Annotated in this window: 15 protein-coding genes and 2 pseudogenes; 6 read left to right on the forward strand and 11 right to left on the reverse strand. The window is 39.4% G+C overall.

The features are described 5' to 3' along the window. The 3 genes and pseudogenes from LRA01S_RS11175 to LRA01S_RS02425 form a co-directional block, all read right to left on the reverse strand. A pseudogene (locus LRA01S_RS11175) lies at window positions 1–241 on the reverse strand (IS3 family transposase); the annotation flags it as partial. Between the two features lie 89 nt (window positions 242–330). Beyond that, window positions 331–2,316, reverse strand: a complete 1,986-nt coding sequence (nagE, locus tag LRA01S_RS02420; protein ID WP_061774057.1) for an N-acetylglucosamine-specific PTS transporter subunit IIBC — start codon at window positions 2,314–2,316, stop codon at window positions 331–333. A 49-nt stretch (window positions 2,317–2,365) separates the two neighbouring features. Further along, complete coding sequence (locus LRA01S_RS02425; RefSeq protein ID WP_061774141.1) at window positions 2,366–3,202, reverse strand: PRD domain-containing protein; 837 nt, start codon at window positions 3,200–3,202, stop codon at window positions 2,366–2,368. A gap of 323 nt (window positions 3,203–3,525) precedes the next feature. Between LRA01S_RS02425 and LRA01S_RS02430 the strand changes: the two genes are divergently transcribed. The 6 genes from LRA01S_RS02430 (at window position 3,526) to yidC (ending at window position 9,006) form a co-directional block, all read left to right on the forward strand. Continuing rightward, a complete protein-coding gene (locus tag LRA01S_RS02430) occupies window positions 3,526–3,714 on the forward strand; it encodes a 4-oxalocrotonate tautomerase (RefSeq protein WP_061774058.1) in 189 nt (62 codons plus the stop codon). Window positions 3,715–4,225: 511 nt separating this feature from the next. Then, window positions 4,226–4,939 (forward strand): phosphopantothenate--cysteine ligase, encoded by a 714-nt coding sequence (locus LRA01S_RS02435; protein WP_061774059.1) that lies wholly within the window; start codon window positions 4,226–4,228, stop codon window positions 4,937–4,939. Continuing rightward, entirely contained in the window at window positions 4,908–5,459 is a 552-nt protein-coding gene (gene coaC / locus LRA01S_RS02440; protein ID WP_061774060.1) for a phosphopantothenoylcysteine decarboxylase, read from the forward strand. Before LRA01S_RS02435 ends, coaC begins: the two co-directional genes overlap by 32 nt. Before the next feature lie 77 nt (window positions 5,460–5,536). Then, a complete protein-coding gene (locus LRA01S_RS02445; protein ID WP_255211711.1) occupies window positions 5,537–6,118 on the forward strand; it encodes an ECF transporter S component in 582 nt (193 codons plus the stop codon). Window positions 6,119–6,224: 106 nt separating this feature from the next. Continuing rightward, window positions 6,225–7,928 (forward strand): phospho-sugar mutase, encoded by a 1,704-nt coding sequence (locus LRA01S_RS02450; RefSeq protein ID WP_061774061.1) that lies wholly within the window; start codon window positions 6,225–6,227, stop codon window positions 7,926–7,928. 145 nt (window positions 7,929–8,073) lie between these two features. Continuing rightward, window positions 8,074–9,006, forward strand: coding sequence for a membrane protein insertase YidC (gene yidC / locus LRA01S_RS02455; protein ID WP_061774062.1), 933 nt, complete (start codon window positions 8,074–8,076; stop codon window positions 9,004–9,006). Window positions 9,007–9,136: 130 nt separating this feature from the next. Here yidC and LRA01S_RS02460 read toward each other — a convergent pair. From LRA01S_RS02460 to LRA01S_RS02500, 8 genes and pseudogenes are all read right to left on the reverse strand, one after another. Next, window positions 9,137–9,766: pseudogene (locus LRA01S_RS02460) on the reverse strand (ROK family protein); the annotation flags it as partial. 189 nt (window positions 9,767–9,955) lie between these two features. Then, window positions 9,956–10,165 (reverse strand): helix-turn-helix transcriptional regulator, encoded by a 210-nt coding sequence (locus LRA01S_RS02470; RefSeq protein WP_061774065.1) that lies wholly within the window; start codon window positions 10,163–10,165, stop codon window positions 9,956–9,958. A 124-nt stretch (window positions 10,166–10,289) separates the two neighbouring features. Further along, window positions 10,290–10,943 carry an ATP-binding cassette domain-containing protein gene (locus LRA01S_RS02475; protein WP_061774066.1) on the reverse strand — a complete coding sequence of 218 codons (654 nt, stop codon included), beginning with the start codon at window positions 10,941–10,943 and terminating at the stop codon, window positions 10,290–10,292. Window positions 10,944–10,966: 23 nt separating this feature from the next. Further along, entirely contained in the window at window positions 10,967–11,845 is an 879-nt protein-coding gene (locus tag LRA01S_RS02480) for an ABC transporter ATP-binding protein (protein ID WP_144259870.1), read from the reverse strand. A gap of 20 nt (window positions 11,846–11,865) precedes the next feature. Further along, entirely contained in the window at window positions 11,866–13,377 is a 1,512-nt protein-coding gene (locus LRA01S_RS02485) for an ATP-binding cassette domain-containing protein (RefSeq protein WP_061774068.1), read from the reverse strand. A 121-nt stretch (window positions 13,378–13,498) separates the two neighbouring features. Then, window positions 13,499–13,921, reverse strand: coding sequence for an ATP-binding cassette domain-containing protein (locus tag LRA01S_RS02490; protein WP_082785359.1), 423 nt, complete (start codon window positions 13,919–13,921; stop codon window positions 13,499–13,501). Beyond that, window positions 13,918–15,318 (reverse strand): ATP-binding cassette domain-containing protein, encoded by a 1,401-nt coding sequence (locus LRA01S_RS02495; protein WP_061774070.1) that lies wholly within the window; start codon window positions 15,316–15,318, stop codon window positions 13,918–13,920. Before LRA01S_RS02495 ends, LRA01S_RS02490 begins: the two co-directional genes overlap by 4 nt. Window positions 15,319–15,320: 2 nt before the next feature. Further along, window positions 15,321–16,532 (reverse strand): ABC transporter ATP-binding protein, encoded by a 1,212-nt coding sequence (locus tag LRA01S_RS02500; RefSeq protein ID WP_061774071.1) that lies wholly within the window; start codon window positions 16,530–16,532, stop codon window positions 15,321–15,323. Window position 16,533: the final 1 nt, after the last annotated feature.

Genomic DNA, 16,533 nt, shown 5'->3' on the forward strand with positions numbered 1-16,533 from the left:
CAGAACCCCCCTGACTTTGACCATCAACTAAAACTTTATCAATCATTTCTTGCTTAAGTTCTGGAGGATAGTAGGTGTTCTTTTCTTTCTTGACAATACCTATTCCGTATCTGTCAATTAAGCGAACAATGTACTTCAATCTTGATTCAGCTACTCTAAATTGTTTTGATAAATAAGGCCATGAGGTACCTTTCTGTCGTAAGTCATAGATTTGGACTTTGTCTTCGTAACTCAATTTCATAAAAATAACACCCCTAAAGTTAGAGTTTTTACATCTAACTTTAGGGGTGCGGTTCACTGCTGACGGTAGCTCTGTTTTTGTATTATGAATTATTTTAGAGTCACTTGACCAATTGTTTGGTTAGGCGTTACTGCTTTACCAAGTTCAGTTAATGTAAGTTGATCAACGACTTCACCATTTGTAAGGGCAACAATGATGTCTGTCCCTTTACCTGCGGCTTTAACTGCAGCAAGATCCATGATGGCAATGACATCGCCAGCTTTGACTTTTTGACCAGCTTTAACTTTCATTGTGAATGGCTCACCTTTCAAGTCAACTGTATCAACACCCATGTGGAGCAAGACTTCAAGTCCTGTTGGTGTCATGATTCCCAAAGCATGTTGCGTTGGGAAAATACTTGAAATTTCACCCGCAATTGGGGTATAAACTGTATTTTCCGTTGGTTGGATTGCAAAGCCATTACCCATGATTTTTGATGAGAACACATCATCAGAAACTTGATCAATCGCAACCAATGTACCTTGCGCAGGTGCGTAAACTTCAACTGTCGCTCCACCTGTCGCTGATGCGACGGGTGCTACTATTGAAGCAGTGCTAGTAGTTGTTGCAACACTCACACCACCATTTTGTTGCATTTTATTCATTTCATCTGCGACAAACTGTACTTCTGTTCCGACAATAACTTGGATGTTTTCCTTGTCAATGACACGAACACCTGGTACGCCAGTCGCTTTGATTTTATCTTGATCGGCTTTAGCCGTATCTTTCACGACAAGACGGAGACGTGTTGTACAGTTATCAATTGAGACAACGTTTTCTGCACCACCAAGACCAGTGTAGATACGAGCTGCTAAAGCTGCAAATTTGTTATCGGCAAACGACTCATCGAGGTCTAAGTCTTCTTCCCCTTCGCCTTCTTCACGACCTGGTGTCATCAAGTTAAAAGTTTTAATGACGAAAGTGAAGACAAAGTAGTAAACAACTGCCATGATTAAACCTAAAACAACAAGCATCAAAGGTTGGTTGGCGATTGGCACACGCAAGCTCAAGACGAAATCGACAAGACCTGCTGAGAAGTTAAAGCCGGCTGTCCAGTGGAAGAGCGCTGCGATGAACATCGAAATCCCTGTCAAGGCTGCATGGACCACATATAAAGGCCAAGCTACGAACATGAACGAGAACTCAAGGGGTTCAGTTACCCCTGTAAAGAACGAAGCAAAGGCTGCTGCAAGCATCAATGAAGCTGTTGCTTTTCTTTTTTCTGGACGTGATTGACGGTAGATGGCATAAGCACCTGCTGGAAGACCAAACATCATCACTGGGAAGAAACCAGCTTGATACATACCTGTGATACCTTTAGTACCTTCGTTAGCCCAGAATTTACCGATATCATCGATACCTGCAGTATTAAACCAGAACACATTGTTCAAGGCATGGTGCAGACCAGTTGGGATAAGCAAACGGTTGAAGAAACCATAGAGACCAGCACCTACAGCACCCATCTTAGCGATTGTTTCACCAAATGCTACCAAGGCACCAAAGATTGGTGGCCAGATGAACATGAGGCCAGCTGATACGACGAGCATCAAGGCTGCAGTTACGATTGGCACACAACGTTTACCACTAAAGAATGATAGCGCCATTGGCAACTTGACATTCGAGAAGCGGTTATACATAGCTGCTGCCAATAGACCTGCCAAAATCCCTACGAAAACGTTACCGTTGTTCATTTTTGTGAAGGCTGCATTAACTTTCTCAACATCAATATGTTGGAAAGCTGCAATGGCTGCTGGGTTTAAGAGTTGCATTGGTACCAATAATGCGACCAAACCAGTCAAAGCTGAAGCGCCATCTCTGTCTTTTGACATACCAAGGGCTAAACCTACGGCAAACAAAACACCAAGGTTAGCTAAAATTGAGTCACCAGCTTTTAATAGGAAAGCAGCAACAATATTGTTAGCCCCCCAACCCGTTGGATCAATCCAGTAACCAATTCCTGAAAAAAGTGCTGCAACAGGTAATGTCGCAACAGGGAGCATCAATGAGCGTCCCATTCTCTGCATGTATGCTTTCATAGCATGTGTTCCTCCATTTAATATAAAAAATAATTAATCATGTAAAGCTTTATTTCTTAATCATCCGCAACCGCTCAATGTGGATTGCCAGATAACCTAATTCTTCATTTAAAACCAAATAATGAAAATCTTGCTGCATCAAAACTTGAATCTTTTTCGAAATAGCATAGCTCTCAGGATATTTTTCCTGAACAAGCCCCATAATTTCCTGATCTAAGCCTACATATCCCTTCGTTTGAGAACGTTGAATAAATAATCGCAAGTGATTAACCAAACGAGAATATGTTAAGGCATAGTCTTCCCCATCTAAGGACAAGCTCAATTCGCGTTCAATTAAGCGCACAATTTCTGAAATAATCGTAATCTCACGAATACTTTCACTGTTGTCAGTATTTTTGCATCTAGCTGTATGAATATGGATAGCAATGTAACCCGCCTCATCAAAACTATAGGCAATATCCAACTCCCGTTTGAGATAATCCACTGCCCATTGGGCAATCGAAAATTCTTCTGGATAGAGGACTTCTATCTCCTTCAACAATTTATTACGCACAAAAATATGATTTTGAATATTTTCAGCCGCAAATGCAATGTGATCACATAAGCCAATATTGATATGAGGATTTAACTTCTCCCCAAGTACTGCCTCTGCATGACCAATAATGTCCTCAGTGGCAAAGAAAAATTTTTCATCAATTTGACCTAATAATGTTTGTAGCTTTTTAATGCCTTCTGGTTCCAAGACAAACAAGCGTTCAATCGCCTCTTGGGCAAGCATCTCACCCGGTCTTGCTTTGAAACCTATTCCTTTACCAATTGCGACTTTTGCCTGCCCTTCGTCAAGGACTAGCACCGCATTTTGATTCAGCGCTTTTTGAATTTCCATCATTTTCTTTCTCCTGCAGAAAAGAAATAATCAATAACACATGTCAATAAAAATAGGCATGGCGCAGGTCTGAAATAGGAGTTGCTTCCCTTTTCAGACCTGCGCCATGCCTAGTATTATCTAGTCACATGAAATCGTTTACATCTGTTAACATTTTTATTTTCAACAGGTCTATACCAATTTGTCAAGTCTTTTTTATGCTCCTCTCAATATTTTTGTAATTCCCTGATTAAGCATTGTTAGAATAATGAGATCACGCTTAACTTGTATTTTTCCCAAAAGTATGTCAAAATACTTCTATACAAGAAAAGAGGGTAACTACTATGCCATTTGTCCATATTGATTTATTTGAAGGTCGTACTGACGAACAAAAAATTGCACTTGCGCACGATATCACCGAAGCTGTTATCAAAAACACAGGTGCTCCAAAATCTGCCATTCATGTTTTTATTAACGATATGAAGGAAGGTACTTACTTTCCACAAGGTGAGATAAAAAAAGCTAATAACTAAAAAAATGAGTTCTGACTTTGATGTCAGAGCTCATTTTTTAGTAAACGTCAGTCTAACTTAACGGTTTTTCAAATATGTGCTGGCAGGTATTGCTATGTAAATCAAATGGCATGCTTAATCATGACGATGATCCTCCCGCTGCCTCGGGAGATTTAAAACAAAATAGAAGGATTAAGACATAATCTCACTTTATCTCTTGACGAGGACATAGCGATATTGCGTCATCAAGTCATGTTGACTATCATCTTCCCATGTCATCACTTCTACGAGAAATGTATTAACGTATTTTTTCCTCACAACTCCTGTTATTTTTTCGGAGAAAGAAATAGGTTGACAAGTAATAATACTACCGATTTCTATGTTACCCTCCTCCTTCTATACGTTATATTTACATTATATACATGTTATTTATATTTGTCAATTACAATTATATTACAAAATGGTAAATGAGTTATTTCACACCGCTTCATTTTTGTGTTATAATAATAAAAATATATCTGAAAGGCTTATCATGCTTATTCTTATCACATCTGGCGGAACGACAGAAAACATTGATCAGGTTCGAGGTATTACGAATTTTGCGACGGGTAACTTAGGAAAACTTATCGCTGAACGTTTTTTAATGGCAAATCACAATGTTATTTTATTAGCTGGTCGAGGTGCTATTTTGCCCGACCCACACCCGAAATTAACGATTCTACCCATTTCTGATGTGGCAGATTTACTAGTCGCTACGGCTAAATGGACACCTGAAGCTGATGTTTTTATCCATAGTATGGCTGTTTCTGACTATACACCGATTTACATGACAGATTTTGAAACAGTTGCTGCTTCGTCTAATCTTGAGGAATTTCTAAGTAAAAGCAATACAGAAGACAAGATTGCTTCTCGATCTGATTATCAAGTCCTTTTTTTGAAAAAGACACCCAAGGTGATTGCTTCTATTAAAAAGCACAATCCAGATATCATTTTATTTGGTTTCAAACTCCTAGTCGATGTTTCAAAAGAGCACCTGATATCTGTCGCCAGATCAGCATTGACCCAAAACCAAGCAGACTATGTCTTAGCCAATGACCTGACAGATATTACTGAGATTACCCATCACGGGTTACTCGTCAGTCAAGATGCTATAATAGAGGCACATACGAAACTTGAAATTGCAGACTTAATCGTTAAGAAAAGTGAGGAGACTTATGACCAACATCACACTCGCCATAACCGGTAGCATTTCAGCTTACAAGGCTGCCGATATCACTTCAGCACTAGGCAAGCTCGGCCACCAGGTCACTGTTTTAATGACAGATGCTGCCCAGGCCTTCATCACGCCACTAACTTTACAAGTCCTCTCTAAACGCCCTGTTCATACGGATGTTATGGCAGAAGACAAGGCTGATAGCGTTAATCATATCGACTTGGCCAAAGAAACGGAGATTTTCTTAGTCGCGCCAGCTTCTGCCGATACGATTGCTCGCTTAGCACAAGGCCGTGCTGACGATATCGTCTCAGCTGTTGCTTTAGCACTTCCCCAAGATGTTAAAAAAATCATTGCACCTGCCATGAATACGAATATGTATGAAAACCCCTTGACCCAGCGCAACATTCAAACCTTGCTTGATCTTGGCTTTAAGTCTATTGAACCTAAAATCGCTTTGCTTGCTTGTGGGGATGTCGGACGTGGTGCACTTGCTGATGTTACTGATATCGTTCAGTTTGTGCAAGAAATTTGTAGTGATTCGAAAGCCTAACCGTCTGGCAAACATGAACCTCCTCATATCCATATGCCACACTTGCCAACTCTCATACAATTAGAAAGGTTTATCCTGTGACAACTCAAACAACCAAAACTAAAGCCTCTGATATCGCAACACTTAGTATTTTTATCGCCATCATGGTGGTCATTCATCTCCTATCTAAAATCGTCTACACCTTTTGGCCTTTCCCAATTCAACCGACTTTAGTGCATATCCCTGTAATTATTGGCTCAATTGTCCTAGGTTGGCGCAAAGGAGCTGCTCTCGGTTTTGTTATGGGAATGATTTCCTTTTTGAACTCAACGATTGCACCGATTCCAACATCATTTTTATTCTCACCTTTTGCGCCTAACGGCAATATTTGGTCACTCTTTGTGGCCTTCGCCCCTCGAATTCTCGTTGGGATTCTACCATTTTTCATTTATCAACTTGCTAAAAACCGTTTTGGTGCTGGCCTTGCTGGTTTTCTTGGTTCTGCAACCAATACAGTCTTAGTGCTCACTTCAGCTTTTCTATTGTTCAACGATCAACTCAATATGACATTCAAGGCGCTGATTGCCTCAATTATTGCAACAAATTCAATCGCTGAAGCGATCGCATCAACCATTTTAACGGCAAGTATTGTCCCGATTTTAATCAGATTTAGGAATTAAACTTCGGAAAGCGTGAAATTCACGCTTTTTTTTGTTAAAATAGTCTTGTATGAAAATGCTTTCTAAAAACTAAATTAAAGATGCTTACAAAGCGAAAGGAAATCACATGTCTTATAAAGAAACTTACCAACAATGGGCTGATTTTGCTGAATTACCTGACTACCTCAAAACTGAACTTGCAGGAATGGATGAGCACACAAAAGAAGATGCTTTCTATACGTCGCTTGAATTCGGAACTGCTGGTCAACGTGGTTTGATTGGTGTCGGCACAAATCGCATGAACATCTACACTGTCCGTCAAACGACTGAAGGTCTTGCTCGCCTCATGGATGCTAAAGGTGAAGCTAAAAAACGTGGTGTGGCAATTGCCTATGATTCACGTCATTTTTCACGTGAGTTCGCATTCGATGCAGCACGCGTCCTTGCCCTTCATGACATTCCCTCTTACGTTTTTGAATCACTGCGCCCAACACCTGAATTGTCATTTGCCATCCGCGAGTTGAACACCTTGACTGGGATCATGATCACTGCTTCTCACAACCCTGCACCCTACAATGGTTATAAGGTTTATGGTGAAGATGGCGGACAAATGCCGCCTGAAGATGCGGATAAATTGACAGACTATATCAATGAGATTGAGGATATCTTCCATATTGAGCGTGCTGATGAAGCGAGTGAGCTCATCACCATCATTGGCGATGACATTGACCAAAAATATTTGGAAAATGTGAAATCTGTGACGATTAACCAAGCTGTCATTGAAGAATTTGGTAAAAACCTCAATATCGTCTTCACACCGCTTCACGGTACTGGTGAAATGCTGGGTCGTAAGACATTGGCACAAGCCGGCTTTGAAAAGATTGCTGTTGTTGAAGCACAAGCTATTCCTGATGGTGACTTTCCAACCCTGAAATCGCCAAACCCTGAAAGTCAAGCTGCTTTTGAACTTTCAGAAAAACTCGGTCGTGAAGTAGACGCTGACATGTTAGTTGCAACTGACCCTGATGCTGACCGTATCGGTGTGGAAGTTCGCTTGCCAAATGGTGATTACCAACCGCTTTCTGGTAACCAAATCGGTGCTGTTTTAGCCAAGTATATCCTTGAAGCGCACAAGCAAGCAGGCACTCTCCCTGCAAATGCTGCTGTTGTCAAATCTATCGTTTCGACAGAATTAGTGACAGCGATTACCAAATCTTACGACGTTAAGATGTTCAACGTCTTGACTGGTTTCAAATTCATTGCTGAGAAAATCCAAGAATTTGAAGAAACAGGTAGCCACACTTACATGATGGGATTTGAGGAGTCATTTGGTTACTTGATCAAACCTTTTGTTCGTGATAAAGACGCGATTCAAGCTTTGCTTTTGATCTGTGAAGTAGCTGCTTACTACAAATCTTTGGGTAAAACTTTGTATGACGGGATTCAAGACATCTACGCTGAATATGGTTTCTATCTTGAAAATACAGTTTCTGTTACCCTTGAGGGGATTGACGGCGCGGCGCAAATCAAAGCAGTTATGGATAAATTCCGTGGCAATCAACCAACTGCCTTCAATGGCATCAAAGTTGCCTTGACTGAAGACTTCCTTGAAAACACCGCAACTGCTGCTAATGGCTCTGTTGAAACTTTGACAACACCACCATCAAACGTGCTCAAATACCATCTTGAAGATGGTTCTTGGATTGCGGTTCGCCCTTCTGGGACTGAACCAAAAATCAAATTCTACTTGGCTTCTGTTGGTGAAACGCAAGCTGCTTCTGCTGCTAAACTTGAAGCCTTTGATGCTGAAATCAAAGCGTTCATCAAATAAGTCTTTCAATATTTATACCTATATTTGAAAAAACAAGACTTCAGTCTGAGGACTTATTGAAAATCTTGTTTTTTTTATGGTAAAATAGGACTATATATATTTTTGGCACTTTTTCAAAGCTAGCCATTAGAAATTAGGAAAAATCTTGAAAAAAACAACTAAACGACTTTTGTTGTCAGGTTTTATGCTGACGGCACTACTTTTTTTGACAGGCTGTGTGAAAACAAAAAATGGTAAACCAACTGGTGATGGCTTGGTCTATAACATTCTCGTTAAGCCAATGAGTGCTGCGGTTGAATTCTTCGCGCATAACCTTGGTTTCGGATTCGGTGTGGCGATTATTTTAGTAACGGTGATTGTGCGCTTGGTCATTTTGCCACTTGGTCTCAATCAAGCCTACAAATCAAGCTACATGCAAGAAAAAATGCGTTATTTGAAACCTGTTTTGGAACCAATCCAAAACCGTATGAAAAACGCAACGACCAATGAAGAAAAAATGGCTGCTCAGTCTGAATTGATGGCTGCGCAAAAAGAAAATGGTGTGAGTATGTTCGGCTCGATGGGCTGTCTACCACTCTTGATTCAGATGCCTTTCTTCTCTGCTCTCTTCTATGCAGCACGTTATACAGATGGTATTTCAACAGCGACATTCCTAGGCATTGACCTTGGCAAGTCAAGTATCGTCTTAACTATCGTTGCAGGTATCTTCTACTTCGTTCAAAGTTACCTATCAACTATTGGCATTGATGAAGAACAGAAGAAACAAATGAAAACGATGATGTTCATGAGTCCTTTGATGATCGTCTTCTTCTCATTCAGTTCACCTGCCGGTGTCACCCTTTACTGGGTTATCGGTGGTATCTTCGGTATCATCCAACAAGTCATTGTGACTTTCATCATCAAACCTCACTTACGTGAGAAAATTGACAGAGAATTTGAAGCCAACCCACCTGTTGTTAAAACGGCTGGCTTGAAAGATGTAACTCCTAAAAACGTTGCCAAAGCCAAACAAGAATTTAACAGTGCGATTTCAACTGGTAAAAAGAAAAATCGTAATGCTGGTAAACAACGCAAATAAGCGCTAACTAGCTGACATTAAAATAGCGATGTCTCCTGAATTGATCAGGTGGCATCGCTATTTTTTTGTTGATATGCAATACCTGATATGATGGTATCACTTTTACTCGTATGATTTCAAGACTACCATCTTAATCAGAAACTTTAGCCTTAAAAGTTTGTTGAAAATCTACTGCTGCACCGACTAAGTTGGCATCATTTCTATATTGGCAATCTTTGATTACGGGTAAAAATGGGGCTATTCTAAACTTATTAAGCATCTTTTGAAGTTCCTTTTAAAGTTCAGGAATCAGCCACTCTGCTTGGGAAACACCGCCACCAATCACGATACATTCTGGATCAAAAGCATAGGCTAAATTAAAGATGCCTTTTGCAACATTGAACAAAAATACCGTCATTTCTTCTTGGGCAATCTCTTCTCCTGCATGGGCAAGATTAAAGATTGCTTCTCCTGTCAAATCCTTACCTGTTCGTGCCTTATAGCGATTCGCCATGCCGATTGCAGTTCCTAGTTCTGAAAAACTGTGGGTATCATCCATTAACATAAACCCAAGTTCTCCACCGAAAAGATGTTGACCATGCCGGATTTTACCATCTATAACAATAGCACCACCAACACCTGTTCCCAGTACCATAAAGATAACATCTTTCATCCCTTTTGCTGCGCCGAATTTTAGCTCAGCAAGTGCCGCACAGTTGGCATCGTTTTCCATTGAGACAGGTAAGACAAATCTCGCCTCGAGTTCTCCTCTAATATCAAAGTGATACCATGACTATTTCTATATAAGAGATGATGACTGATTTAGATTTTAGTTTTACCAATCTCCACCGTTCGTCATCGTGGTATTCTTTCTGTTTTTTATCCTGAAAAACTAGGTTCCTAAAATGAAAACCAACAGTTGTTATAAAGAAAATAAGTAACAAAGTCTGATCTAAATGTTCATAAAACATTACACTTCCTCCTCTTTCTGATGAATAAATACTTCTGTAATTGGCAACTCAAAAACTTCGGCCAACGTATATGCGAGCTCTAATGAAGGTTGATATTTATATTTCTCAATAGAAATCACTGCCTGTCTCGAAATTTTCGCTCGATTCGCCAGTTCTTCTTGAGTCCAGTCTCTTTCAGCCCTAAGCACCTTCAATCTATTTTTAATCAATGTCCGCCTCCTGTTACTTAAAGTAATCAACTGATTACATTTAAATTGTAACCTAGTCGTTACTTTATGTCAAGTAAGAGGAATAAATTGTCGGTTTTTATTACAAAAGGAAGTATGACTTTTTTTAAACACTCTCTAAATCTATCTGTCTCACCCCGCTAAAACTCGTTTTTGTTTGATGGCTAGTAAAGACGATGCTGCCACCTTGATGACAGTACTGCTCAAAGAGTGACGTTAGCTTTTGACGATTACAGTCATCTATTGAAGAAAAAGGTTCATCTAACAATAATAACGCTTTAGCTTGATAGAGGGCGCGACAGATGCATAAGCGTTGTTTTTGTCCACCTGATAATCCTTTTTTCCCAGAAATTTCTGTTGCGAGTCCTGCTTCTTGTTCCAGAACCCAAGGCCATAGTCCGACTTGTTGGAGTAATTTTTTGACTTTCTCTCGATCGGGAACTGGTTCAAAACATGTGATATTTTCTAGGATGCTGCCGGTAAAGATAAACTGATATTGAGTGACGAAATAGGTCAGTTTTCGCCGCTCAACTTGTTGATAATTTAAGTTCCCTTGGTTTGGATTTCTGATGCCTGCTAAAATAGCTAACAAGGTTGATTTCCCAGTACCATTACCACCGCATATTTGAACCAACTCACCTTTGCCTATTCCAAAATCAGGAAAGCTTATCTCTTTCTTTTCCCACGCGTAACCTAATTTGTGGGCTTTTAAGGGGGTATCGAAGACAACTTCTCCGGTTGTCTCTTTTTCTGTAGGCAAACTTTCTAGAATCGTGATTTTTTTCAGGGCAACGACTGTTTTTGTAAGTCAGCATAGCCGTTCATTAACTGAGCAATAGCGGAGTTGAGGAAGCTAGTCACACTAAATAGCGCTAAAACGTCACCAACGGGCATCTCAAAGTAACTAAAAGCTAGAAAGAGGATACTGAGTTCCCTGACCACATTGGTTCCTAAGCCCAGAATATAAATTCGAGCAAATATTTTAGCCTTGCTTTTGCTTAGGGTTTGTGCGGTCGCAAACACGGTCTGTAGTTTAGTTAAAAAGTACAAACTTTGGGGGTAAAAGATAAAGACTGAACGATTAGCGATGATATTTTGGTAACTTTGCCAGATTTTCTCTAAGTTTTCACCGTCTGCCATTTCTATCTTTTCCAATTTCCGTGTAAGCGGTATCGTCAAACTGTAAATCGTTGCTGTTACCAGGACAATGACTAGTATTTTCAGATCCCATATTGCTGTCGTCAATGCCATGATGGTGGTCGTCGTTATGATGGCAAGAAAATTGGGTAAACTAGCATTGACCAAACGACTAAACTCTGGGAAATAGTTTTTATAGATGTCTAAACACTTTTTATTATCAACAGCATCAAGATTTAGGTGACTGAAGGTTGAAAAGAGTGTCTTTCTTTTAGCGTTTATAAAACGACAGCCATATCTCTCTGAGAGTTGCCCCAAAACAAGCGCAAAGATAATCGTTATGACGGCGATTAGACCTGCTCCTAAAACTTGTTTTAAACTTGTATCTTTGAGCAACCAATTGATTACTAATCGTTGGAGATTAATAGAAGTGATTTGTAGCAAGGCACTGGCGATAACGCTAAGACCTATCACAAGGATCACCGAGCGAAAAGATTTCCCCAATGTTTTTAAAATATCAGCCATCTGTTTCATCCTAGAGCTCCTTATAAATCAATGATTGCGTCTGCAAGATCATCAAGTGCAGCATCATGTGTCGTAATAATCAAAATCTTATTCTTTTTTTCCCTTGCGATGATGGCTTTAAATCTAGCTTTATGGGCTTTGTCTAGTGCAGATAATGGTTCATCTAAAATAAGAATCTGTTTTTTGGCATTTAATGCCCGAACTAGATTAATCAGCTGAATTTGACCACCCGATAAGCCAGAGGTTGGATCAAAATCAGCCACTTCGGCATAACTCTCTGTATCTTTTCCTTTTGTCTCAGAAAAGTAGACATTTTCGATGATCGACCCAAGCAGATACTCATTTTGTTGTGGCATATAAATCACTTGCCCTTGTAGATTATCTTGATGATTGACCCGAATGTAACCAGAAGATGGTGGATAAAGTCCTGACAAAAGTTTGAGTAAGGTCGATTTCCCTTTACCTGATTCTCCTTTGATGAGATAGAGACCTGATCTCGAAAAATCATATGAAAAATCCTGAATAACCGTTTGATCATCTCGCTTAAACGTTAAATCTTGAACTTTAAATCTTGTGACTTCGGCAGCATCTTCAACTTTTGACACACTTGATTTTCTAGGTGAGAGAAATGCCTGATACTTGACGAAAATGGTTTGAATTCTAGTTTTATCTTGGTTAACTTGTAAGAGTTCCCCAACACTTTGAGCTAAATAGACTGAAAGCATGGTGGAGCTGATCAGAAATCCGATTGGTCTTTCATCGGAGAAAATTAGCATAGTTAGAAGCGATAAACTCCCTAGCAAGATATTGAAATATCGAAAGAATAAAGACAGGATGTTCTCAACAAATTTCTTTTTTAGACTTTCTTTTAAGTAGGACTGTAAAGTCGTGTCAAAACGTTGAGCGAGTTGCGCTTCTAGTTCGTAGCTTTTGATTGTTTCGATTCCCTCAACAGTTTCGATCATTTGTTCACTCAGGATTTCTTCTCTATGAACAACTTTTGTTTGATAAGGCATGGCTTGCTTGGAGACATTTTTCACAGCTAGCATGATCAGAACTAAAATGAGATTAGCCACGAGCACTTTCCCGCCCAGAAATAAGCCAGTGCCGCAAAGTAGAACGCCAAGTTTAACGAGTTTAAAATAAAATGCTGGAAAGGTGGTCAAAGCACCTGATAGCACCGCTACATTTCTGATGATTTCTGTGATTTGACCATTTGGTATTGCTTCAAAAGTCAGTTCATTCATGTGGCAAAAGTTCTGCAAGAGGCGATTCTTCAAAAATATGTCAAAATTAGTTTGACAAGCTATCGAAAAATAAGTGCCAAAATAATAGGTCAGCATAAAAATGAACATAAAACTAATGGTGATCACTAACCATTTCAAAACCTCACCTGCTATAATCCCGCCCACCGCAAAACTATAAATAAAAATTAAACTGGCTAAAAAAAGTTCATTAAGTAAGGGTAAAAGGAGGAGTTTAACACGTCCTTTATTTTCCTCAGCTATGTAGGTTGATAATATTTTTTCCATGGATATAACTCCTCTGGTTGACTATTCCTTGTATGATAAACTATGAGCGATTTCTGATTGCAATAATTTATTAGGAGGTGCTCGAGTAACTTAACGTGCGCTCTCTGCTATGTTATTCTGCCTATCTCACGTACCATTTGGCTTGTTCTTGATATAAACGTTTATATTCCCCCTCGTTTTTTATCAAGTCATCATGACTGCCATCTTGTATTATTTCACCGTCTTTTATCACAATAATTCGCTGCGCGAGTGCAGCCATTGAAATTCTGTGTGTCACATAAATCACCGTTTTGTCATTGGCCATTGTCAAATAATGTTGAAATATTTCTGTTTCCATCAAGGGGTCCAGATTACTCGTTGGTTCATCCAAGACAAGTAACGCACGATTTCGATAAACGGAACGTGCGATTGCTAATTTTTGCCATTGTCCACCTGATAAATCAATGCCACCAATTTCTTTACCGAGCACCTCATCACTCGCAATATCGTTTAAGGAGACAAAGTCTAAAGCCTGGTCTATTTTTGTCTCATCAAGAGGATTCAGCGTATCGCCAAGATAAACATTTTTTTTATCGTAAACGTTTTATAGCGTGAAAGTTCCTGCGATACTGTGCTTTGCTGCGCAAGTCGATTGCTAATATTGAGACTGCCACTCTCGATACCATTAATTGTGAATTCCCCCATTGACGGGCTTAGTAGTCCCAAAATCAACTTAACTAGTGTTGTTTTTCCACCACCATTTTCCCCCACAAAAGCAATGTTTTCTCCTGATTTTATTTTAAGATTTATTTTTTTTAAAACATATTTTGAAGTCAATTGGTATCTATAACTGACGTTTTCAAGTCTTAATTCTGATACTTTTGACAAGGTTTGCCCTTTATTATCCTGACTTGGCAATGACATAAAATCAAAAAATTGCTGGGCTTCTTGTTGCTTACCCATCAGCGTCGCAAAACAGGTCAATAACTGTGTCGTATCAGTGACAAGTCCACCTGTAAGTGCTAGCACTGCACCAAAAATGCCCAAAGATATCTGTCCTTTAGCTAAAAGTACAACAATAAAGACCATGTTCCCAATTGTCACCAGATTAACAATCAAACTATTACAAGTATCTAATAACGTTTGGATCCGGATCAATTTCTTTTCTTTTAAAATGTGTGCCTCAGCCACTCTTTGCCAGGCTTCAAAAAAATAGTGATGCAAGCCAAGGACCTTTATCTCTTTACTTGCTGAAGACAAGAAGAGGTCTTGGTAATATGCCACACGCCTAGCCAGCTGGCTATTTTCCCTTCTTAGCTTGAAGCGAAATTTTTCACTCAGTCCTGTTGTCCATAAAACTGGGAGAGGTGCCACTAATAAAATAAGGCATAACCAAGGATTGAAAACAAACAAGGTTAAGGCAATACTCAAGATTGAAACCGTTCTTGCGATGACGATATAACTTTTCAACATGACTTCATGATTGACACCTGAAAAAGGGTTGTCAATAAAATCAAAAACTTGTCGAATGTTGTCATTGACTGAAGCCATTTCAAAGTACTCAGATGGTAGGTCACCTACACGACTGTAAAGTTTCGCATGAAGCATCTCTTGCTGTCGGTTGCTCTGCACCATTTCTAACTGTTCTAAATCACCATCTGCACTGAAAGCAAGATAGGTATCAACAAGACTGATGACAAAATTGATGCCCCAATAAACACTTATGAAACCAATAGCAGAAAAAAATGAGTTGTTCAGTGATTGGGTTTCTGAAATAAATGCTTTCCAAATCAAAGCCACTAAAGGTCTCAATAGAGAAATACTAATGAATAATCCTAAATAGATCAGACTAATTTTTTTAGTTGATGAAAAAATATACAGCCACATTTTCCAAAGGTAAGACAATTTAGAATCTGTCGTTGTCTGGATTGTCGCTTCAATTTTAGATGTTTTATCCGCCATTTTCACGCGCCCTCCTTTACGTCATACCATTGCTGCTGTGACTGAAACATTTCAGCATAAAGACCATTTTTATCCACCAGCTCATCATGTGTGCCTGCTTCAATAATTGAGCCGCCAGAGAAAACAATAATCCGATCCGTAATTTTTGTCGCTCCTAACCGGTGAGTCACGAGAAGCACCGTTTTTTCTTCTGACATGGCAAGAAAATCAGAGTAAATCTGACTCTCGACGACTGGATCCATTTGACTTGTCGGCTCATCAAGAATCAACAGAGGCTTTTCCCCCATAAATGCTCGAGCGATAGCAAGCCGTTGCCATTGTCCTCCTGAAAGATCTACACCACCAGTAAATTCTCGGCTTAATAAGGTTGCTCCTTTTTCAGGTAATTTGTCTATTATTTTTTCTAAGTTTGCCTTTTTAGCCACTTCTAAGATTAATTCACGATTACCGATTTGAGATACGTCACCCAAGCCAATATTATCATTAACCGAAATATCATACTTGGAAATTTCCTGAAAAACTGTCCCAAACAAACCTTCCCTAACAGCTTGAGTATATGCCGAAAGTGGTTGCCCATCAATCGTGATTTGGCCGCTATCTGGTTTGAAAAGCCCTAATAAAAGCTTGATCGTCGTACTCTTTCCTTCTGCATTTTGCCCCACAAGCGCAACCTTTTCCCCTGCTTCAATCTTAAAACTGACATGCTTTAGAATCTGTTTTGTTGTCCCTGGATATGTGAAACAAACATCATCAAATACAACTGAACATGTCCTCGGAATCTGATCTATCATGCCATATTCATCTTGACTTAACTGCAGATAGGCTTGATAATAGTCAAAAGTTTTGACATGAACGCCTAAACTCTTAACAATATTTTTTAGGCTATAAAGATCCTCCCATAATGATGAAAAAATCGCCATTATAAGTGCCAGTAAAACACCTATCGCGATATCTCCTCGATAATAAATAAAGAGCAAGATCAGAACATTGATAAGTTGAGAAAATCGCATGATATTTTGACGTAGAAAATGTCTTGTCAAATTCATGAAATAGTAGTGTTCAAACTCTTTATTTCGTTTTTCCAACCGAGATTTATAGGTTGAAACTAGATAATTTGAAGCCTGTAAAAGCTGATTTTCTGTCACACTTTTTCTTGTTCGTAACATTTTCCCGAGTATGGTATAACGCTGTTCACGCTGCCAATATGCATCCATT

The organism is Pseudolactococcus raffinolactis NBRC 100932 (genome assembly GCF_001591765.1).
Taxonomy (GTDB): domain Bacteria; phylum Bacillota; class Bacilli; order Lactobacillales; family Streptococcaceae; genus Pseudolactococcus; species Pseudolactococcus raffinolactis.